20 protein-coding genes are annotated in these 18,913 nt (G+C 63.3%); 10 read left to right on the top strand and 10 right to left on the bottom strand.

Annotated elements, in window-relative coordinates:
• Positions 1-10 precede the first annotated feature (10 nt).
• Positions 11-1,270 (bottom strand): acetyl-CoA C-acetyltransferase, encoded by a 1,260-nt coding sequence (locus tag LQ954_RS04715; protein ID WP_227770610.1) that lies wholly within the window; start codon positions 1,268-1,270, stop codon positions 11-13.
• A gap of 74 nt (positions 1,271-1,344) precedes the next feature.
• Here LQ954_RS04715 and LQ954_RS04710 point away from each other — a divergent pair, with 74 nt between their 5' ends.
• The 3 genes from LQ954_RS04710 to LQ954_RS04700 all read left to right on the top strand — a co-directional run bounded on the left by LQ954_RS04710 (position 1,345) and on the right by LQ954_RS04700 (position 4,630).
• The gene (locus LQ954_RS04710) at positions 1,345-1,938 is read left to right on the top strand and encodes a TetR/AcrR family transcriptional regulator (RefSeq protein ID WP_330999937.1); all 594 of its coding nucleotides are present in this window, start codon (positions 1,345-1,347) and stop codon (positions 1,936-1,938) included.
• Complete coding sequence (locus LQ954_RS04705; RefSeq protein ID WP_231022175.1) at positions 1,935-2,894, top strand: NADPH:quinone oxidoreductase family protein; 960 nt, start codon at positions 1,935-1,937, stop codon at positions 2,892-2,894. Before LQ954_RS04710 ends, LQ954_RS04705 begins: the two co-directional genes overlap by 4 nt.
• 119 nt (positions 2,895-3,013) lie before the next feature.
• Positions 3,014-4,630, top strand: coding sequence for a choline dehydrogenase (locus tag LQ954_RS04700; protein WP_227770613.1), 1,617 nt, complete (start codon positions 3,014-3,016; stop codon positions 4,628-4,630).
• A gap of 85 nt (positions 4,631-4,715) precedes the next feature.
• Here LQ954_RS04700 and LQ954_RS04695 read toward each other — a convergent pair whose 3' ends face one another.
• The 3 genes from LQ954_RS04695 to gap are packed head-to-tail and all read right to left on the bottom strand — an operon-like array spanning position 4,716 to position 7,365.
• Positions 4,716-5,906 (bottom strand): phosphoglycerate kinase, encoded by a 1,191-nt coding sequence (locus tag LQ954_RS04695; RefSeq protein ID WP_231022174.1) that lies wholly within the window; start codon positions 5,904-5,906, stop codon positions 4,716-4,718.
• Positions 5,831-6,367: an MOSC domain-containing protein gene (locus tag LQ954_RS04690; protein WP_330999936.1), complete on the bottom strand. Its 537-nt coding sequence runs from the start codon at positions 6,365-6,367 to the stop codon at positions 5,831-5,833. The genes LQ954_RS04695 and LQ954_RS04690 overlap by 76 nt, the downstream gene beginning before the upstream one ends.
• On the bottom strand, positions 6,364-7,365 hold the full coding sequence (gene gap, locus LQ954_RS04685; RefSeq protein ID WP_227770615.1) for a type I glyceraldehyde-3-phosphate dehydrogenase: 1,002 nt from the start codon (positions 7,363-7,365) through the stop codon (positions 6,364-6,366). Before gap ends, LQ954_RS04690 begins: the two co-directional genes overlap by 4 nt.
• Positions 7,366-7,501: 136 nt before the next feature.
• Here gap and LQ954_RS04680 point away from each other — a divergent pair, with 136 nt between their 5' ends.
• From LQ954_RS04680 to LQ954_RS16305, 5 genes are all read left to right on the top strand, one after another.
• Complete coding sequence (locus tag LQ954_RS04680; RefSeq protein WP_227770616.1) at positions 7,502-7,678, top strand: hypothetical protein; 177 nt, start codon at positions 7,502-7,504, stop codon at positions 7,676-7,678.
• Positions 7,678-7,992, top strand: coding sequence for a cell division protein ZapA (zapA, locus tag LQ954_RS04675; RefSeq protein ID WP_231022173.1), 315 nt, complete (start codon positions 7,678-7,680; stop codon positions 7,990-7,992). The genes LQ954_RS04680 and zapA overlap by 1 nt, the downstream gene beginning before the upstream one ends.
• A gap of 152 nt (positions 7,993-8,144) precedes the next feature.
• Positions 8,145-8,708: a 5-formyltetrahydrofolate cyclo-ligase gene (locus LQ954_RS04670; protein WP_231022172.1), complete on the top strand. Its 564-nt coding sequence runs from the start codon at positions 8,145-8,147 to the stop codon at positions 8,706-8,708.
• Positions 8,705-8,911: a DUF2842 domain-containing protein gene (locus LQ954_RS04665; protein ID WP_227770619.1), complete on the top strand. Its 207-nt coding sequence runs from the start codon at positions 8,705-8,707 to the stop codon at positions 8,909-8,911. The genes LQ954_RS04670 and LQ954_RS04665 overlap by 4 nt, the downstream gene beginning before the upstream one ends.
• 122 nt (positions 8,912-9,033) lie before the next feature.
• The gene (locus LQ954_RS16305) at positions 9,034-9,501 is read left to right on the top strand and encodes a winged helix DNA-binding protein (protein ID WP_443026601.1); all 468 of its coding nucleotides are present in this window, start codon (positions 9,034-9,036) and stop codon (positions 9,499-9,501) included.
• Here the strand turns inward: LQ954_RS16305 and LQ954_RS04660 are convergent.
• A complete protein-coding gene (locus LQ954_RS04660; RefSeq protein WP_231022171.1) occupies positions 9,473-9,814 on the bottom strand; it encodes a hypothetical protein in 342 nt (113 codons plus the stop codon). The genes LQ954_RS16305 and LQ954_RS04660 overlap by 29 nt on opposite strands.
• A 44-nt stretch (positions 9,815-9,858) precedes the next feature.
• On the opposite strand from LQ954_RS04660, the gene LQ954_RS04655 reads away from it, so the two are divergent.
• Entirely contained in the window at positions 9,859-10,932 is a 1,074-nt protein-coding gene (locus LQ954_RS04655; protein ID WP_231022170.1) for a PA0069 family radical SAM protein, read from the top strand.
• A gap of 47 nt (positions 10,933-10,979) precedes the next feature.
• Here the strand turns inward: LQ954_RS04655 and LQ954_RS04650 are convergent, their stop codons facing one another.
• On the bottom strand, positions 10,980-11,699 hold the full coding sequence (locus LQ954_RS04650) for a transporter (RefSeq protein WP_231022169.1): 720 nt from the start codon (positions 11,697-11,699) through the stop codon (positions 10,980-10,982).
• A gap of 133 nt (positions 11,700-11,832) precedes the next feature.
• On the bottom strand, positions 11,833-15,327 hold the full coding sequence (gene dnaE, locus LQ954_RS04645; RefSeq protein ID WP_231022168.1) for a DNA polymerase III subunit alpha: 3,495 nt from the start codon (positions 15,325-15,327) through the stop codon (positions 11,833-11,835).
• A 90-nt stretch (positions 15,328-15,417) separates the two neighbouring features.
• Between dnaE and LQ954_RS04640 the strand changes: the two genes are divergently transcribed.
• Positions 15,418-15,984: an HdeD family acid-resistance protein gene (locus tag LQ954_RS04640; protein WP_227770624.1), complete on the top strand. Its 567-nt coding sequence runs from the start codon at positions 15,418-15,420 to the stop codon at positions 15,982-15,984.
• Between the two features lie 18 nt (positions 15,985-16,002).
• Here LQ954_RS04640 and LQ954_RS04635 read toward each other — a convergent pair whose 3' ends face one another.
• From LQ954_RS04635 to LQ954_RS04625, 3 genes are all read right to left on the bottom strand, one after another.
• Positions 16,003-16,482 carry a glutathione peroxidase gene (locus LQ954_RS04635; RefSeq protein WP_231022167.1) on the bottom strand — a complete coding sequence of 160 codons (480 nt, stop codon included), beginning with the start codon at positions 16,480-16,482 and terminating at the stop codon, positions 16,003-16,005.
• A 98-nt stretch (positions 16,483-16,580) separates the two neighbouring features.
• A complete protein-coding gene (locus tag LQ954_RS04630) occupies positions 16,581-17,252 on the bottom strand; it encodes an ABC transporter ATP-binding protein (RefSeq protein WP_227770626.1) in 672 nt (223 codons plus the stop codon).
• 39 nt (positions 17,253-17,291) lie between these two features.
• Positions 17,292-18,542, bottom strand: coding sequence for a lipoprotein-releasing ABC transporter permease subunit (locus LQ954_RS04625; protein WP_231022166.1), 1,251 nt, complete (start codon positions 18,540-18,542; stop codon positions 17,292-17,294).
• Between the last annotated feature and the right edge of the window lie 371 nt (positions 18,543-18,913).

Below are 18,913 nucleotides of genomic sequence, written 5' to 3'. Positions count from 1 at the left end.
TCAGCTTCGATCAGGCGGCCAAGCGCTCGACGATGATCGCCGGCGCCATGCCGCCTGCGGCGCACATGGTAACGAGGCCGTAGCGCTTTTCCTGACGCTCCAGCTCGTCCACGATGGTGCCGATCAGGATCGATCCGGTCGCGCCGATCGGGTGGCCGAGCGCGATGGAACCGCCATTCACGTTCACCTTGTCACGCGGCAGTTCAAGGTCACGGATGAACTTCTCGGAGACGACGGCGAACGCCTCGTTGATCTCCCAGAGGTCGATGTCTTCCTTCTTGAGGCCCGCCTTCTCCAGCACTTTCTTCGCGGCCGGCACCGGCGCGTTCAGCATGAGCGTGGGATCATCGCCGATGTTCGCCATGGCCACGATGCGCGCACGCGGCTTCCAGCCCATTTTGTCGGCATATTCCTTGGACGCCAGCAGCACCGCCGCCGCGCCATCCACCACGCCGGACGAATTGCCGGCATGGTGGAAATGCTGGATCTCAAGATCCGGGTACTTGCGATTGATCTGCTTGCGGAACGTGTCGCCGGACTTGTTGTACGGCATGTCCGCCAGCGCAGCGAACGACGGCTTCAGGCTCGCGAGCCCTTCCGCGGTGGTCTGCGGACGCGGGAATTCGTCATGGTCGAGAACGACATTGCCGTCATCATCGAGCACCGGCACGATCGACTTGTTGAAGCGGCCTTCGGCGATCGCCTTGGCGGCCTTCTGCTGGCTTTCGAGACCGGCCGCATCGAGCTGCTCGCGGGTGAAGCCCTCCATGCTGGCGATCGCGTCGCCGCACACGCCCTGGTGCGACTGCGGGTGGCTGAGGTTCAGCCGCTCGTTGCCCGAGCCCATGCCCAGCGGCGGCTTGCCGCTTTCCATGTCTTCCTGGCCCATTGCGGCAGTGAGGCTCATCATCTCGGTGCCGCCGGCGATGACGCAATCTTCCATGCCGCTCATGATCTGCGCCGCGGCAAAATTCACCGCCGTGATGCCGCCACCGCAGAAGCGATCCAGCGTGGTGCCGGATGCCTTGACGTCATAGCCGGCATCAAGCGCCGCCATGCGGCCCATGTCACCGCCCTGCTTGCCGCGCTGCGAGCTCGTCGACCAGATGATGTCGTCCACTTCGGCAGTGTTCAGGTTGTTGCGCTCCTTCAGCGCCTTCAGCACGGTGGCGGCGAGATGCTGCGGGTGCATGTGCGCCAGCGCGCCCTTGCCCTGCTTCCCGATTCCGCGCGGCGTACGAACGGCGTCGATGATGTAAGCGTCGGCCATTGCTTCAGAACCTCTCCAAGAATCCCACCCCAACCGGCCCTTTACCGGCGCGGATTTCCGGCATAACCTTCGTTATGGTAGAGGGGATGTCAAGCGTGCAGCCAGTAGTTTCGGGATCAACGACAGCTCCTCGAAGCCCGGACCTGACCCCGCGTGATTGGCTGGAAGCCGGCCAGTCACTCCTGAGGCGTGGCGGCTTGCGCGCGTTGAAGCTACGTCCACTCGCGGAGGAACTGAAGGTCTCGACCGGCAGCTTCTATCACCACTTTCGCGACTTCGATGACTATCAGGGCAAGCTGGCGGCCTATTTCGCCGAGGATCAGGTCAGCGACCTGATCGCCGCGCTGGGGCGCGCCACGCCCGATCCGATCGGGCGTATCCGCCTCCTGGGGCAGACGGTGCGCCGCAGGGGATCGTCCCGGATCGCAGTGGCTATGCGCGCTTGGGCGGAAAGCGACTCGCGGGCGCGCAGCGCTGTCGAACGTCACGATGAGCTCATGCTCAATTTCCTGGCCAGCAGCCTCATGGAGATCGGCTTCTCGCGCAGTGAGGCGGAGGTGCGCGCCTATGGGCTGATCACGCTGGGGCTGAGCAAGGTTCATGCGCCGCACCTCGACATGGCCACTTTGTTCGATTCGCTGCTCGACATCATGGTCGCGCGCCCGTGAAGGCCCTGGTCGTTTCCACCCTGTCGCCCGATCTTTCGGGAACTGCCCTGCTCGACTTGCCCGAGCCGACGGCTGAGCCCGGCAAGGTCCTGATCCGGGTGAAGGCCTCGGCGCTCAACTACCCCGACCTGCTGATGACGCGGGGAGAATATCAGCTGAAGCCGCCACTCCCCTTTTCACCGGGTATGGAAATTGCCGGCGAAGTGATCGCGGGCGACGGCTTCGAGCCGGGCCAAGCCGTCGTGGCAGGCACGCGGCTCGGCGGCTTCGCTGAGATCGTTTCAGTCGATGCGGCAGCCGTCCGGCATAAGCCCGCGCACCTGTCATTCGGGCAGGCGGCTGGCGTCGGCGCGGCCTACCTCACCGCATATGTCGCACTAGTGAGACTCGCAAAGGTGGAAGCGGGCGAGTCGGTGCTGATCCACGGCGCCACCGGCGGCGTCGGTCTGGCGGCGGTAGATCTTGCGACATCTCTGGGCGCCCGGGTTATCGCCACCTCCCGCTCGCCCGAAAAGCTCGCAGTTTTGATGGCGGAATATGGCGTCGAGGCCGGTCTACCCGCGCCGGGATTTCGAGAGCGAGTGAAAGAGCTTACTGGCGGTGGTGCCGACGTGATCTACGATCCCGTCGGCGGCGATGTCTTTGATGAATCGGTGCGGTCCATCGCGTTTGGCGGACGCCTTTGCGTCGTCGGCTTTACCTCCGGGCGTATCGCAACAGTTTCCACCAACATGCCGCTAATCAAGGGCTTTTCCGTGATCGGCGTGCGAGCGGGTGAGTATGGACGTCAGTTTCCAGACAAGGGACGCGAAAATCAGGACGCAATCTGGAGCCTCGCCGAGCAAGGCAAGGTCCGGCCGCGGGTTCACGCGGAATATGCGTTGGCGGACTGGCGCTCGGCATTCGAAGCCATGCAGCGCAGCGACATGGTCGGAAAGATCGTCCTGATCCCGTGAGCGGCGGCCCGCGCCGAACCAATAACATCGAATTAGCGCTGGCAATCGCCCGGTTCCCGCGCACAAGATCGCATCAACCATCCTCGGCGCGGGGATGAGAATGAGAAATGGAGAGGAAGATGGCTGGTTTCGATTACGTCATCGTCGGTGGGGGCTCCGCTGGATGCACGCTTGCGGCGCGGCTCAGTGAGGACCCGGCCGTCAGCGTCTGCCTGCTGGAAGCAGGTGGCGCCAACAAGGAGTTGCTGGTGCGGATGCCGGCGGGCGTCGGCAGCCTGATCAAGGCGAAGGGCAAACACAATTGGGGCTTCTGGACGCAGCCGGAACCACATCTAGACAATCGCCGCCTTTGGTGGCCCCGCGGCCGTGGGCTCGGCGGCTCATCCTCGATCAATGGCATGGTCTATACGCGCGGGCATCCCCAGGACTTTGACGAGTGGCGCCAACTGGGGCTCACCGGATGGTCATGGGAGGATGTGCTCCCCTATTTCCGCAAGCTGGAAGGGCATCATCGGATCCATGAGCTGCACGGGGCGGATGGACCGCTGAAAATCTCCGGGGGTGAGAGCGACAGCCCCTTCCACGACGCACTGATCGAGGCAGGACGCCAGGCCGGCTACCCCGTAACCGAGAACTTCAATGGCGCCGAGCAGGAAGGCTTCGGCCGATATGACCTGACGATCTCGGATGGTCAGCGCTGGTCCACTGCCGCCGCCTACCTGCGTCCGGTCGCCACCCGCAAAAACCTGACCGTGATCACAGACGCGCGGACCGCAGGCGTGTCGATCTCGGGCGGCCGTGCCGTGGCAGTTAGCTACATCAAGGACAATGAGATACAGCGCGTTGAGGTGGACGGAGAGGTCATCCTGTGCGCCGGCGCCGTGCAGAGCCCGCACATTCTTCAGCTCTCCGGGATCGGTAACGGCGCGTCCCTGCGCGAGGCCGGCGTGCGGCCGGTGCACGATCTGCCCGGTGTCGGCGAGAATCTGCAGGACCACCTCGACATCATCATGAGCTGGTACAGCCGTGGGCTGAAGACCGCTTTCTCCTCGACCAAAGGGCTGCGGCAGCTGCGCGTCGGCCTGGAATATCTGACCCGCGGCACTGGGCTGGGTCGTCAGCAATTCCTCGAATCTGGCGCGTTCATCTGCTCGCGCGAGGGCCTCTCGCGTCCGGACGTCCAGATCCATGGCGTGCTTGCGATCATGAAGGACCATGGCAAGACCCGGGTGAAAGCGGACGGCTTCTCCCTGCATCTGTGCCAGCTTCGTCCGGAGAGCCGGGGCCGCATTGCACTGGGATCGACCGATCCGACCGCCGATCCGTTGATCTACGCGAACTATCTGGCGAGCGAAGTCGACAGACGCGTGATGCGCGACTGCGTGCACATCGGGCGCGAAGTGGCCTATCAAGCCGCCCTCGATCCCTATCGCGGGGACGAATATGCACCGGGTCGCACGGTCCAGTCCGATGCCGAGATCGACACCTGGGTCCGCGCCAATGCGGAAACCATCTATCACCCGGTCGGCACCTGCAAGATGGGGGCCGACGGTGACAAGATGGCGGTGGTCGACGAACAGCTCCGCGTGCGCGGGCTCACCGGCCTGCGCGTTGTCGACGCGTCGGTGATGCCGACGCTGGTGGGATCGAACACCAACGCGCCGACGATCATGATCGCAGAAAAAGCGGCAGACCTGATCCGCGGAGTAGGGAAACCAGCCGCGCTGGCAGCCTGACACGAAATCGGCTCCCGCCTGCCTGGCGGGAGCCGTTCACGTCCGAATTCTCCAGGTGTTGCCCAGTGACGGGCATGCTGCCCTGTTACCGGAGGAGAGCGGCCACCCCAGGCAGTTCCCGTCCTTCCATCCACTCAAGGAAGGCGCCACCTGCGGTGGATACAAAGGTGAAGTCATCGGCAACGCCGGCGTGGTTCAATGCTGCAACGGTATCCCCACCGCCAGCCACCGAAACCAGGGTGCCCCCGATCGTCAATGCCGCCGCGGTCTTTGCCAGCGCCACCGTGGCCGTATCAAAGGGCGGCGTCTCGAATGCGCCGAGCGGCCCGTTCCACACCAAAGTGCGACAATTCTTGAGTACGTCGCCAAGCGCTTCAACTGCGGCTGGGCCGACGTCGAGGATCATCTCGTCAGCAGCGACTTCGTGCACGTTGACCGTGCGCGTTGGCGGATTGGCCTTGAACTCCTTCGCCACTACCACGTCGTACGGCAAGTGAACGGTGCAGTTCGCCCGGTCCGCCGCCTCCAGAATCTCCTCGGCCGTTCCGGTCAGATCATGCTCGCACAGGCTCTTGCCGACATCCACGCCGCGAGCCGCGAGGAAGGTGTTGGCCATGCCACCGCCAATGATGAGATGATCAACCTTGCCCACCAGGTGCTTCAGCACGTCCAGCTTGGTCGACACCTTCGCGCCGCCGACCACCGCTGCCAGGGGATGCTCTGGCTCGCCGAGCGCCTTCTGCAACGCAACTAGCTCCGCCTCCATCGCGCGGCCGGCGAATGCCGGCAGCCGGCGCGCCAGACCTTCCGTCGAGGCATGGGCGCGATGAGCGGCCGAGAAGGCGTCGTTGACGTAAAGGTCGCCAAGCGCAACGAAGCGATCGATCACTGCCGGATCGTTCTTTTCCTCACCGCCGAAGAAGCGCGTATTCTCCAGCACCGCAATGTCGCCGGGCTGCAGCGTCGCCACGTTCGCCGCGTCACCTTCCCAGTCGATGTAGCGCACCGGGCGACCAAGCACCGCTTCATAGGGCTTGGTGATCTGAGCGAGTGACATCTCCGGGCTGGGAACGCCCTTTGGTCGGCCGAAATGGGCCAGAACAAGCACGATTGCGCCCTTGTCCGACAGCTCGGTGACCGTTGGGATCGTCGCGCGCAGGCGCGTGTCATCAGTGACGGCACCGTCAGCGAAGGGGACGTTCAGATCCTCGCGGACGAGGACCCGCTTGCCGCGGACGTCGCCGATGTCGTCGAGCGTTCGGAATGACTTGGCCATGCTTCCTCAATCCTGATCTCATCACCGGCGGCGATCGCGCCGCCTTGTACAACCTTTGTGCACGCGCCCGCTCGCCAGTCCGGAGTCAGCGCCGCTTCAAGACCGGCGGCGATCGCCTCCATGCGACTGCACGGATCATTTTCGCCGGTCACTTCAAGTACGACGTCCGGGCCGATGCGGATCCTGGCTCCCGGTACCTGCGGCAGATCGACGCCATCGACCAACAGGTTGGCGCGGCGTTCCTGCCACGGGATCACCTGCCCGACCTCTTCGGTAGCGGCCTGCCAGTCGGCGCGCTCGATCAGTGTCACTTGGCGCTTGTACGGCTTGCCCCTCAGCCCACCGCGGTAATCGCCAGTGACGCCGCCTGCGAGCGTGATCTCGGCCGCCTCAATCACCTCCATGGATGCCCGGGGCCGCGCATGACGCGCGATCCCGAGAAGGCGGCCGATCTGGCTCACCCCAGCTTCGCCATCAGCGTCGCGGTGTCCACCATGCGGTTCGAGAAGCCCCATTCGTTGTCGTACCAGCTGACGACGCGAACGAGCTTGCCGTCGATCACCGCGGTTTCCAGGCTGTCGACGGTCGAGGAATATGGCGTGTGGACGATGTCGATGGAGACCAGCGGCTCGTCGGAATAGTGCAGCACACCTTCCATCGGACCTTCTGCCGCCGCCTTGAGCAACGCGTTCACTTCCTCGATAGTCGTATCGCGCTTCGGCGTGAAGGTGAGGTCGACAAGGCTGCCGTCCGGAGTCGGCACGCGAATGGCCGAGCCGTCCAGCTTGCCCTTGAGCTCCGGCAGCACTTCGCCGACGGCACGGGCAGCACCAGTGGTGGTCGGGATCATGCTCATCGCAGCCGCGCGCGCACGGCGCAGGTCCGGATGGATCTGATCGAGGATCTTCTGATCGTTGGTATAAGCATGAACGGTGGTCATCAGGCCGCGTTCGATGCCGATCGCATCGTTCAGGACCTTTGCGACCGGCGCCAGGCAGTTGGTGGTGCACGATGCGTTCGAGACGATCGCGTGGCCCGCCTCGAGCTTGTCGTGGTTCACGCCATAAACGACGGTGAGGTCCACGCCCTTCGCCGGGGCCGAGATCAGCACCTTCTTGGCACCGGCATCGATGTGCTTCTGCGCGCTGGCGCGGTCGGTGAAGAAACCGGTGCATTCGAGCACCAGATCAACACCCAGTTCCTTGTGCGGCAGGTTCGCCGGATCACGCTCCGCCGTGACGCGGATGTGCTTGCCATCAATGACGAGATCGTTGCCTTCGGCAACCACCGTGCCCGGGTACTTTCCATGGACGCTGTCACGGCTGAACAGCCAAGCGTTCGACTTCGCGTCGGCGAGATCGTTGATCGTCACCAGCTCCAGATCGCCGCCGCGCTCCAGCATCGCCCGCGCCACCAGGCGCCCGATCCGCCCGAACCCGTTGATCGCAACCTTCGTCATCTCGACCGATTCTCCCCTGATCCCGAACTATCTCGGGCGCCTTTGCGCGACGGATGCGCTGCGCGTCAACCGCACCGACCTGCCAAGTGTCGCAGCGGGGCTTGCCGATGAGCCGGCGCGATCCTAATCCGCAATCATGACAGAAAGCGACGCTGTGACGCGGATCGATGCCGCGATCAGGCGCATCGAGGAAGCAATCGAACGACGGGCGGATGACCATGCCGCCCTGCGTGAGCGCCATGCTGCCCTTCGGCAGGAGGTAGCCGATGCGATTGCCGACATGGACGCCCTTGCCACGAAAGCCACAGACTGATGGCGCGCGTAACGCTCGACGTTGGCGGCACGCCCTGGGTCGTCAACACCCGTGAAGGCGGCGAGGATGAGGTTCGACGCCTCGGGGCCATGCTGTCGGAACGCTGGCCCCAGGCGATCAGGGCGGCTGGAGATGGCGGCGTGCCACAGGCCCTGCTGCTTACCGCGTTGATGTTGGCCGACGAATTGCGAGAGGCGCAGGAAGCTGCCGCGTCTACTTCTGCCGCGGCGATGGACTCGGTGGCGCTAAGCTGGGTCGCTGAACGTCTGGAATCGTTGGCAGAGGCCCTTGAGCGTGCGCCCGGGAACGACTAGATTGTTGGTGACGGGTACTGCCCGGTACGAGCCTAGACTTATCCCTGAGGCTATTCATCATCCATGGGGGCTGTCCCTGCCCGGGCCCTGGCCCGACGCACATGGTCCCCACCTGACGTACTGGGCGTCAGTGGATATCCCGGCAAACGGCCATGGCGGTCCCGTCACCCTCCCCCGCCGCTGACAAGATCGCGGTGCGCGCCAGAGGCCGCGCTGCGAGGCGGGCGCTGCCCGAGCCGCGCCCGATCATCGCGCCGCGCCCATCGTTCTTGCAGATGCTGAAACCTGGCATGATCGTAGCAAGCTATGCGCCAGTTGGCGCCGAGGCAGATCCGGGCGCGCTGGTTGCGGCCGCACTCAAGCAGGGATGCCGCATTGCATTGCCCCATGTCGTGGATCAGCCCACGCCGCTTCGGTTTCTTGCATGGCATGACAATGCGACGTTGGTGCCCGGGCCGTTCGGACTTCTGCAACCGGACGATCACCCTGACGAGCTTGCGCCGGACTTGATCCTTGCTCCGCTGGTCGCCTTCGATCGGATGCTCGGGCGGCTTGGACAGGGCGGCGGACATTACGATCGCGCCTTTGCAGGTTTTCCGACAGCTCGCCGCATCGGGGTTGCGTTCTCTGTCCAGGAAGTCGATCGGGTCCCGACCGATCCGTGGGACATGCCGCTCCACGCCATCATCACCGAACAAGAGTGGATCGCTGCATGAGCCCGTCCTGGCGCAAACCGGCCGGCATGATTGCCATTCTGCTGCTGATCATGCTTTGGTGCGCAGTAATCTTGAGCTTTGCGGCGACCGTGAGTGGTTGGCATCCGTTGGCGCAGCTGGCGTTCTACTTGGTTACGGGGATCATCTGGATCACCCCGCTGAAGCCACTGCTACGTTGGATGGAAACCGGTCGCTGGCGGTAATTACGTAGCGTAAATCGAAGTACCTTGGACGCAGCTTGTCCTTTCGGGTCGATCAAGATTTGATTATAGTTGCCGCCCAATGCCTGTTCGCAAATTGACGGCATTCGAGAGGCCGGACGAAGATGGTTGACCAACCAGACCTATCCCGGATCGAGCACATCCTTGATAAGCTATCAAAAACAGTAGGCGAGCGCGGCCAGAACACTGAACGGCGCCCACGTACATCAGCCGAAACGAGAACAGCGTTACTCGTACGTAGCTGTATTCAGGCGCGACGTGCTCGTGACAGGGCGCTAGGGGCTGATCTATTCTCTGACCCGGCCTGGTGTATGCTGCTGGACCTGTACCTTCGGCATAGCGCTGGCGAGCCGAGCTCAGTATCGTCACTGTGCCTGGCATCTGGGATCCCACAATCGACCGGTTTGCGCTGGCTATTGATGCTGGAAAAGGCGGGCCTGGTAAGCCGCCGCTCGGACCCTGTTGATCGCCGCAGAACGCTGATTGATCTGACCAGCATCGGTGAGTCCAAGATTGAAGCAGTGTTTGCCGGAGTTGATAGCGTCAGGAGTCGAGAACGTCGGGCTTCATGAAATCGATGGCTTCGTGAACGCGAATGGCGGCAAACGAGAGGGCCCGCTGGGTAGCCTCGTCCGCCTCATTTGCGATGGCATCCAAACAGCCAAGTACCGCCACGAGTAATCCAAGGCACTCAGATGCCGTTTTGGGTCGATCGACACGTGGGGGATTGCTCATCATTGAGGCTCCATCGACCACGATCAGGGCAGCTTCGCCTGTCGGCGCCGCAAAGTCGCGGCGCAGTGCAACATGATACGCCGATCGCGTGAAAAGCCAATGACCCTCGCACGTGGCTGCTGCGCCCCTCGGACAATTGATGTTCTCCATTTGTTCGTATAGCTTAGCGTCCGCATCTGGGTGGAGACGCGGCAATGGGAACAGGACGGCCGCAACGTGGCGCGACGTCCAATGCTGTAAGCGGGCGCTTCAACCTGCCGCAGCGTGAATGGGACGGCGATTGGCTCGACGCGCGAAGCCAGATTGATGGCCCGCCATCCGCCGTGCGGACCAGTGTCGAACTTCTTCGCCCCAAGACCATCATCTCGTACAACAAGAGCCCGGACGTACCGTTCGACCGGAGTATCAACCCGATGGTTGGATGCGAGCACGGCTGCATTTACTGCTTTGCCCGCCCCAGCCACGCTTATCACGATCTGTCGCCCGGGCTCGATTTTGAAACCAGGCTGTTCGTAAAGCCCGATGCGCCGGTCTTGCTGCGGGCCGAACTCGCCAAGCCGGGCTATCGCTGTGCGCCAATCGCGATGGGAACGAACACCGATCCCTATCAGCCAATCGAATCCAAATGGCGGATCGTGCGTCAGATCATCGAAGTGCTATCGTCATGCGATCATCCGCTGATGATCACGACCAAGTCCGACCGGGTGGTGCGGGATCTGGATCTGCTGGCACCTATGGCGGCAAAGGGCCTGGTGGCGGTGGCGATCTCCGTCACGTCACTCGAGCCGAAGATCGCAATGACGGTTGAGCCGAGAGCGCCGCATCCGCAGCGCAGGCTGAAGGCGGTGCGCCAGCTGAACGAGGCGGGCGTGCCCACCTACGTGAACATGGCACCCGTTATTCCAGCCATCACCGATCACGAGGTGGAGGCAATCGTTGCCGAAGCCGCCAACGCGGGTGCCCGCGGGGTGTCGTTCATTCCGGTGCGCCTCCCCTGGGAGGTTGCGCCGCTGTTTCGCGCGTGGCTGGACGCGCACTTCCCCGATCGGGCCGCAAAGGTGATGGCTGCCATCCAATCGCTGCGCGGTGGGAAGGACAATGATCCCGGCTTCTTCACCCGTATGCGCGGCCAAGGGCCCTGGGCCGATCTGCTGCGGACGCGATTCCAGATCGCGCGACGCCGCCACGGTCTGCATGGTGGCGAGCGGGTGGCGCTGAGAACAGACCTATTTCGGCCACCGCCGGGCGCTCAAGGAGAGCTGTTCTGAACGTTGCCGGCGCGCCAGAGCTGAGGGCGCATCGGGCATAGCCACCATCAGAACCGGGTCGAAGCACCGACGAACAGGGCTGCCCGGTCCGAATTCCCGCTGAAACCAACCCGGCTACCGGCGTCCAGGATCAGGTTGTCCCGCACCTCCACGGTGAGACCAGCAGAGCCGATCGCCTGATAGTGGCTTTCCCGGCCATGGGGCGCACCAAATGGCGCCACGCCGACATATTCCACATAGCCGCTCACCGGCCCTGCAATCGAATGGCCGACGCTCGCACTGTGCACCAGATCGGTTCCATAGGCGCTTCGTGCGTCGTGGTAGACGAGATCTGCCTCCACCATGGCGTTAAAGGTGAAGTCGCCGGGAAGCTCGGCTTCCAGCGGCACGATCAGCCCTCCTTCAACATGATGGTTGGAGAGGCCGCCCGTACCGGTAGGAAGCTTCACATATGGCATGATGGCGAAGGCCGTGCCCTCGCCATCGTTACCCTGAAGATTGATCTTCAGGCGCATCAGGGTTTCGTCGCCGAAACCGCTTGAGATCGAGCCGCCGTCAGACACCCTCTGATAAGGGGTGAACAGCAGCTCCACATCGACATTGTCGAGCAAGCCAAGCTTCAGGTTCACCGGTAGCACGTCGAGGGTTCGGCTGCGGTCCCGCGCGATCGCGTACTCAGCGGCGCTCAGCTCAATCTGAACGTGCCCGGCATCCACGGTGTACGGGCTTTCGGTAACGCTCGGCCGATCGGGGGTGAATTCACGCATTGCTCCGGCCGGTACCGGATCACTTATGGAATACGTCGCGGCACGATCGGCCCCGTCTGCCTCCTGTGCGGCCGCGGCATCGGAAGTGGCGCCGGCAGCCGCAAGAAGTAGCAAGGCTGTGATCATCATGCTCTTACCCAACCAGCGCTAGCCGCGTTTCCGACTGGCGCAGGGTGACCTGCTGCACGCCGGGAAGATCCTCAATGCGCTGAACCAGTTCCAGGTCCAGCAGGAAGTCGCGTCCAAGGAGAATCTTGGCCTCGCCGCCGTCGAGCGGTGCCCGCACGATCACCTCGCCTCGTGCGCCACGCTGATGCTCGAGCAACGCCGCGAGCGCCGTCAGGGCGGTTGTTTCCGCAACCACGACCTCGATCACGAAGCGGGCCAGAGAGGCCAGCGTCTCGAACGGCTGAATCCGCTTCACTGTGACGCGGGGCGTTTCCTCGCCGGGGCGACGATCAAGCTCCACCGTGGCAAGGCCGCAGCCCCCGGCGCGCGCCGCTTCCTCGAGATCGGCAGCGACGGCATCATCGAAACAGGTCGCCATGAACTGCCCGCTCTGATCGCTCAGCGTGGCCATGAGATAGCGCTTGCCGCGCGCCGAGGTACGCCAGCGCGCCTCCTCCACCAGCACCGCCATGGTGGCTCCCGCGCGCGTACCATCGTCAGGGATCGCGAGTTCGGCGAGTGCGGTATAAAGCCGTGCCCCGTTCGCCTTTGCCAAATGAGCGTGGCGATCCACCGGATGAGAGGAGAAGTAGAAGCCGAACGCTTCCTTTTCCTGCTCCATTCTCTCCGCCATGCTCCAGCGAGCCGCCGCCGAAAGCTTGATTGCGTCGCCGGCAGGTTCCGCATCGCCGAACAATCCGCCCTGTCCGCTCGTCCGCTGCTCATGGGTTCGCGCGGCAACCGCGAGGATCGTCTCTGCGACACCATAGACGCCCGCTCGGTTCGGCTCGATCGGATCGAAGGCGCCGCCCGCGGCCAGCGTTTCCAGCTGCCGCTTGTTGATCAGGCGCGGATCCACCCGCCGGGCGAAATCGTCGAGCCTAGCGAAGGGGCCGCTCGCGTCCCGCTCCGCCACCAGCTTTTCCATCGCGCCCTCGCCGACTGACTTGAGCGCAGCGAGCGCATAGCGGACGGCAGGACCTTCTTCGTCCACCTCGACGTCAAAATCGGCCTGGCTGCGATTGATGTCGGGCGCGAGGCATCGAACGCCGAGCCGCCGCATGTCATCACAGAAGATCGCCAGCTTATCCGTCTGATGGATGTCGTAGGCCATCGACGCGGCGAAGAATTCGTGGGGGTAATGCGCTTTGAGCCAAGCCGTTTGGTAGGCGAGCAGAGCGTAAGCGGCCGCGTGGCTCTTGTTGAAGCCGTAGCCGGCGAACTTGTCGATCAAGTCGAACAGCGCATTCGCCCGGTCGGCCGGGATCTGATTATGCTCCGCACAGCCGGCGACGAAGGTGGCGCGCTGCGCGTCCATCTCCGCCTTGATCTTCTTGCCCATCGCGCGGCGAAGCAGGTCGGCGCCGCCCAGGGAATAGCCGGCAAGCACCTGCGCCGCCTGCATCACCTGTTCCTGATAGACGAAGATGCCGTACGTTTCGGCGAGGATCGGCTCAAGCAAAGGGTGCGGATAATCGATCGGCTCGGTGCCCTGCTTTCGGCGTCCGAACGATGGAATGTTGTCCATCGGACCGGGCCGATAGAGCGAGACGAGCGCGATGATGTCGCCGAAATTAGTGGGTCGTACGGCCGACAGCGTACGGCGCATGCCTTCAGATTCGAGCTGGAACACGCCCACGGTGTCGCCCTTCTGCAGAAGGGAATAGACTGCCTCGTCGTCCCAGGTCAGGGCATCCAAGTCGACATGAATGCCCCGCTTTTCCAGCAGTTGCAGGCCACGTTTCAGAACGGATAGCGTCTTCAGGCCAAGAAAGTCGAACTTCACCAGCCCGGCGCCCTCGACATATTTCATGTCGAATTGGGTGACAGGCATGTCCGATCGCGGGTCGCGATAGAGCGGCACAAGCTGGGCGAGCGGCCGATCGCCAATGACCACGCCGGCCGCGTGCGTGGAGGAATGGCGCGGCAGGCCCTCCAGCTGCATCGCGAGATCCAGCAGGTGACGAACCTGATTGTCGTTCGCGTATTCGCGATGGAGCTCAGCAACGCCGTCGATCGCGCGCTTCAGCGTCCAAGGATCAGTGGGATGATTGGGCACCAGCTTGGCCAGACGATCAACCTGCCCATAGCTCATCTGAAGCACGCGCCCGGTGTCCTTCAACACGGCGCGCGCCTTCAGCTTACCGAAGGTGATGATCTGCGCCACCTGATCGCGCCCGTATTTTTCCTGCACGTAGCGGATCACTTCGCCGCGCCGCGTTTCGCAGAAGTCGATGTCGAAGTCCGGCATCGACACGCGTTCTGGATTGAGGAAGCGCTCGAACAGCAAGCCGAGTTGCAGCGGGTCGAGATCGGTGATGGTCAGCGCCCAAGCCACCGCCGAGCCCGCGCCCGAACCACGACCGGGGCCAACGGGGATATCGTGGGACTTTGCCCATTGAATGAAATCGGCGACGATCAGGAAATAACCGGGGAAGCCCATCTGGATGATCACATCCAGTTCGAAGTCCAGCCGCTTGCGATATTCCTCCTGCCAACCGTCCGGCAGCGGCTCGGTCGCGAGTTCCTGTATGCGCTGCAGTCGTGCCGTCAGACCTTCGTGTGAGCGCTCACGCAGCATTGCGGCCTCGCCCTCGCGATCGCCGGCGAGGCTGGGCAGGATTGGCTTGCGCTTGGGTGCAGCGACGGCGCAGCGCTGGGCCACCACCATGGTGTTCGCGATCGCTTCTGGCAGATCTTCAAACAAGCGGCGCATCGCATCTGCCGGCTTCATCCAGGCGTCTGGCGAACTGCGCGGGCGATCGTCGCTTTCGACGTAGGTCGAATTCGCGATGCAAAGCATGGCATCATGCGCCTTGGCGAACGTCTGTTCGGCGAAACAACAAGGATTGGTGGCGACAAGCGGCAGATCGCGGTCGTAGGCGAGATCGACCAGCGCCTGTTCTGCGCGCTCCTCAATGTCGTCCCCGCGCCGGACCAACTCCACATATACCCGGCCCGGAAACAGAGCGGCGAGCCGGTCGGCATAAGCGCTCGCCCTGGCAGGCTGATCCTCCGCAAAAAGCCGCGCCAGTGCGCCCTCGCCGCCTGCCGTCAGCGCAATGACACCGTCCGTTTTTCCGATCAGCGCGTCAAAGCAGACGTGTGGCGGCAGGTCGATCGGCCGGTCGAGGTGAGCGGCGCTGACCAACCCGCAAAGATTGTCATAGCCCCGCTCATCCTGGGCATAGAGCGCGAGCCAGTCCACGACCGGCGCGACCCCTTCCGGCAGGTCCGGCCGCGCGATACCGAGCATGGTGCCGATGATCGGCTGCACGCCTTCGCCAAAGGCCGCGTCCGAAAAAGCCATGGCCGCATAAAGGCCGTTGCGGTCCGTCAGCGCGGCGGCCGGAAACCCGAGCTTCGCAGCTTGCTTCGCAATCGCCTTCGGGTCGATCGCCCCGTCGAGCATCGTGTACGAGGAGAAGATACGAAGCGGTACGAACCCGGAATGCGGCATCTTTTTCGCCTACCTTCCGGGGCGTGATTCGACCAGCGGAACTGCGCCATGTCCGATCCGTTTCGCGGCAGATTGACGGGAGGCTGCGCGATGACCGACACGGGCCGTGACGAAGCGCCGAGCACCGGCGCGGGATGGGGTTGGATCATCGCCTATGGCGTGAGCTCCGCGCTGTTCGGGCTGGCGGCCCTGCTCTGGCCATTCCCGGCGACAATCGCCGCCACCTTCGTCATCGGCATCGCCTTTGTGGTCACCGGCGTCTTCTCGCTCGTTGCCGGCCTTCGTGGGACCGGGGCGGAAAGCCGCGGCTATTCGCTTCTGCTCGGCGCTCTTTCGATCGTGGCCGGGGTGGTCATGATCGCGCGCCCGCTTACCGGCGCGATTTCGCTGACGATCGTGGTCGCCTCATGGTTGCTGTTGCGAGGCGGGCTGGAGATCATGCTTGGATTTCGGATGCGGAGACGCCGTTGGCTGATGGTGCTGCTCGGGCTGATCAACATTCTGCTGGCGCTGCTCATCATCGGCACCGTCCCGTTCTCGGCGCTGACGCTCCCGGGTTTCATCCTGGGTGTGAGCTTCCTGTTCGGGGGCGTCGCCGCAATCTTGGCCGGCATGGATCATCGCTCAGGCGCCTCGCCCTTTACCTTTCCGGCTTAGACGGCTCCCCAGAATTCTTCAGAGCAGCTTCTCAATGTCCTTGCGGATATCGTCCGGCTTGGTGGTTGGCGCATAGCGATCGACCACTTCGCCGTAGCGGTTGACCAAGAATTTCGTGAAATTCCACTTGATAGCTTTTGAGCCCAGTACACCCGGAGCGTCGCTCTTCAGTCGTTCGAACAAGGGATCGGCCTGCGCGCCGTTCACGTCGATCTTCGCGAACACCGGGAACGTCACATCATAGGTGAGCGAACAGAAGTTTGCGATCTCGGCTGCGTCGCCCGGCTCCTGCGCGCCGAACTGGTTGCAGGGGAAAGCGAGCACCTCAAAGCCACGGTCGCCATACTCGCGGTGAAGCGCTTCCAGCCCCTCGTATTGCGGCGTGAACCCGCATTTGGAGGCGGTGTTTACGATCAGCAGCACTTTGCCCCGATATTCCTCTAGGGAGGCTCGCCCACCGTCGGCGGTCTTCACTTGAAAGTCGGTGATCGCGGTCATGAACCCTCTCCCATTCTTCACTGGAGAGGTGTTGCCCTATATTCCATTGCGCGCAAGGCAATAACGCGCGCGCCACGCGCTGGAACACGCCCTCGCCTTTACGTCAGCACCCCGTCGTGGAGGCGCACGACCCGGTCCATCTTGGCCGCCAATCGCTCGTTATGCGTCGCGATCAGCGCGGCCGAGCCTTCCTCGCGTACTAATCGGAGAAATTCGGCCAGCACACGATCCGCCGTGCTTTCATCCAGATTGCCTGTCGGCTCGTCGGCGAGGACCAGAGCGGGGCGGTTCGCGAGTGCTCGGGCGACTGCGACGCGCTGTTGCTCGCCACCGGACAATTGGCTGGGACGGTGGGTCAGCCGGTGCCCTAGCCCCAGCGCCTGCAGCAGCGTCCGCGCACGTGCATCGGCCGCGTCGCGCTCCGCGCCATGGATGAGCTGCGGCAGGACCACATTCTCGATGGCGTTGAAGTCGGGCAGCAGATGGTGGAACTGGTATACGAACCCTAGATGATCCCGCCGAACGACGGTGCGGCCATGCGCATCAAGCCTTGCCGCTTCCTCGCCAGAAATGCGGATCGATCCTTCGAAGCCGCCTTCCAGCAGCCCGACAGCCTGAAGGAGCGTCGATTTGCCCGAGCCGGACGGGCCGAGCAACGCCACGATCTCACCCGGTGCGACGGACAGTTCAACGCCGCGCAAGACGTCGATGGTCTCCTCGCCCTGCGTGAAGCTGCGCGACAGTCCGTGTGTTTCCAGAACGGGCGTCACGACAACACCTCGCGACCCGACCACAGGATTGCGATCGCCTTATTCATAACGCAGCACCTGAACAGGATCCGTGCTCGCGGCCTTGTACGCCGGGTAGACGGTTGCCAGCAGCGTCATGAGCGCGGTGATGAGCACGATTGCGACGATCTCCACGGGGTCGGGCTTGGAGGGAAGCTCCGTGAGATAGCGGATCGATGGATCCCATAGCTCCTGCCCGGTGACGAACTGGACGAAATTCACCACTGCCTGACGATAGAACAGGAAGAGGGCACCGAGAATCAGCCCCGCAATGATCCCAAGCGCCCCGATCGTGACGCCCACCGTCATGAAGATCCGCATCATCGCGCCGCGTGTCGCGCCCATGGTGCGAAGGATCGCGATGTCGCGCGTCTTCGCCCGCACCAGCATGATGAGTGAGGAAGCGATGTTGAAGGCCGCGACCAGGATGATGATGCACAGGACAACGAACATTGCCACCCGCTCGACTGCCAGCGCCTCGAAGAGCTGGGCGTTCATCTGGCGCCAGTCGCTGACCACCGCGAACCGGCTCACCTTTTCAGCAAGGGGCGCGAGGATCTGGCCGACCTTGTCAGCGTCGACCGTTTCCAGCTCGATCATGCCGACTGCATCACCGAGCAGCAGGAGCGTTTGCGCATCCTCCATCGGCATGATCACATAAGCCTTGTCGAAATCGTAGACGCCGATCTCGAACACGGCGGCAACGGTATAGTTGACGTAGCGCGGCACCGTGCCGAACGGCGTCGTCTGGCCAGCCGGATTGATCAGCGTGATCTCCGATCCGACCGTCGCGCCGAGCGATTCGGCAAGCCGCGAGCCCAGTGCCACACGGTTCGAACCAGGCGTCAGCGAACTGATCGTGCCGGTGATGACCTTGTTGCCGATCGTCTGGTTGGAGCGCAGATCCTCCAAGCGCATGCCGCGAACCAGCACGGCCTCGACCCGACCGTTGTAGGTGGACATCAACGGCTGTTCGACCAGCGGCACCGCGCTGGTCACCCCAGGGGTCGCCTCCGCCTCGCGAACGACATCGCGCCAGTCGGTGAGGCGGCCGCCGATCCCCTGCACCACGGCATGGCCGTTCAACCCGACGATTTTGTCGAAAAGCTCGGCACGAAAGCCGTTCATGACGCTCATCACGATCACGAGCGCCGCCACCCCCAGCATCACCGCGCCCAGGCTGAAACCAGCAACAAGAACGATGAAGCGCTCGCCGCGCCCAGGAAGCAGATAGCGCCGCGCGATCATTCGTTCGTAGCGCGACAGGATCATGGCCCGCGTCTATCGACGGCTTCGCAAGCTGGCAACGGCGCTGTTGCGAAATGATCACATAGCGGGAGCAATCGGTTTAGCTGCGGTTCATTTTCGTGGACGGCCCAGTTTTGACCACCTAGCAATGATCGCACTGGCACACAGGCAAAAGGCCGTGGTTCGGGGAAAAGCTTCCAGCCCCGCCTCATAAATGAGGCGCGCGGGCGGAGGCACAAGGGGGCTGACGAGCAATCGTCACGCAGGCGCCCGGGTCGGAAACGATCCGGGCGTTTGCTTATCTACTTCCGAACTTCAACGAAAACAGCACGTTGCACTCGCACCATGCGGCCAAAGCCGATCCGGATCGTTGTTCGCTCATCGACAATTAGGTG

It is taken from the genome of Sphingomonas sp. IC-11 (assembly GCF_021043365.1).
Classification (GTDB): Bacteria; Pseudomonadota; Alphaproteobacteria; order Sphingomonadales; family Sphingomonadaceae; genus Sphingomonas.
This window is presented reverse-complemented; position numbering and strand designations above follow the sequence as displayed.

What these genes read in the sequence shown, in the direction of transcription:
- LQ954_RS04710 (WP_330999937.1), top strand. Translation starts at nt 1,345, where the DNA reads ATGGTAGAGGGGATGTCAAGCGTGCAGCCAGTAGTTTCGGGATCAACG.
- LQ954_RS04660 (WP_231022171.1), bottom strand. Translation starts at nt 9,814, where the DNA reads ATGGAGAACATCAATTGTCCGAGGGGCGCAGCAGCCACGTGCGAGGGT.
- LQ954_RS04650 (WP_231022169.1), bottom strand. Translation starts at nt 11,699, where the DNA reads ATGCGTGAATTCACCCCCGATCGGCCGAGCGTTACCGAAAGCCCGTAC.
- LQ954_RS04700 (WP_227770613.1), top strand. Translation starts at nt 3,014, where the DNA reads ATGGCTGGTTTCGATTACGTCATCGTCGGTGGGGGCTCCGCTGGATGC.
- LQ954_RS04625 (WP_231022166.1), bottom strand. Translation starts at nt 18,542, where the DNA reads ATGATCCTGTCGCGCTACGAACGAATGATCGCGCGGCGCTATCTGCTT.
- dnaE (WP_231022168.1), bottom strand. Translation starts at nt 15,327, where the DNA reads ATGCCGCATTCCGGGTTCGTACCGCTTCGTATCTTCTCCTCGTACACG.
- LQ954_RS04715 (WP_227770610.1), bottom strand. Translation starts at nt 1,270, where the DNA reads ATGGCCGACGCTTACATCATCGACGCCGTTCGTACGCCGCGCGGAATC.
- gap (WP_227770615.1), bottom strand. Translation starts at nt 7,365, where the DNA reads ATGACGAAGGTTGCGATCAACGGGTTCGGGCGGATCGGGCGCCTGGTG.
- LQ954_RS04670 (WP_231022172.1), top strand. Translation starts at nt 8,145, where the DNA reads ATGGCGGTCCCGTCACCCTCCCCCGCCGCTGACAAGATCGCGGTGCGC.
- LQ954_RS16305 (WP_443026601.1), top strand. Translation starts at nt 9,034, where the DNA reads ATGGTTGACCAACCAGACCTATCCCGGATCGAGCACATCCTTGATAAG.
- LQ954_RS04655 (WP_231022170.1), top strand. Translation starts at nt 9,859, where the DNA reads ATGGGAACAGGACGGCCGCAACGTGGCGCGACGTCCAATGCTGTAAGC.
- zapA (WP_231022173.1), top strand. Translation starts at nt 7,678, where the DNA reads ATGGCGCGCGTAACGCTCGACGTTGGCGGCACGCCCTGGGTCGTCAAC.
- LQ954_RS04695 (WP_231022174.1), bottom strand. Translation starts at nt 5,906, where the DNA reads ATGGCCAAGTCATTCCGAACGCTCGACGACATCGGCGACGTCCGCGGC.
- LQ954_RS04640 (WP_227770624.1), top strand. Translation starts at nt 15,418, where the DNA reads ATGACCGACACGGGCCGTGACGAAGCGCCGAGCACCGGCGCGGGATGG.
- LQ954_RS04635 (WP_231022167.1), bottom strand. Translation starts at nt 16,482, where the DNA reads ATGACCGCGATCACCGACTTTCAAGTGAAGACCGCCGACGGTGGGCGA.
- LQ954_RS04665 (WP_227770619.1), top strand. Translation starts at nt 8,705, where the DNA reads ATGAGCCCGTCCTGGCGCAAACCGGCCGGCATGATTGCCATTCTGCTG.
- LQ954_RS04680 (WP_227770616.1), top strand. Translation starts at nt 7,502, where the DNA reads ATGACAGAAAGCGACGCTGTGACGCGGATCGATGCCGCGATCAGGCGC.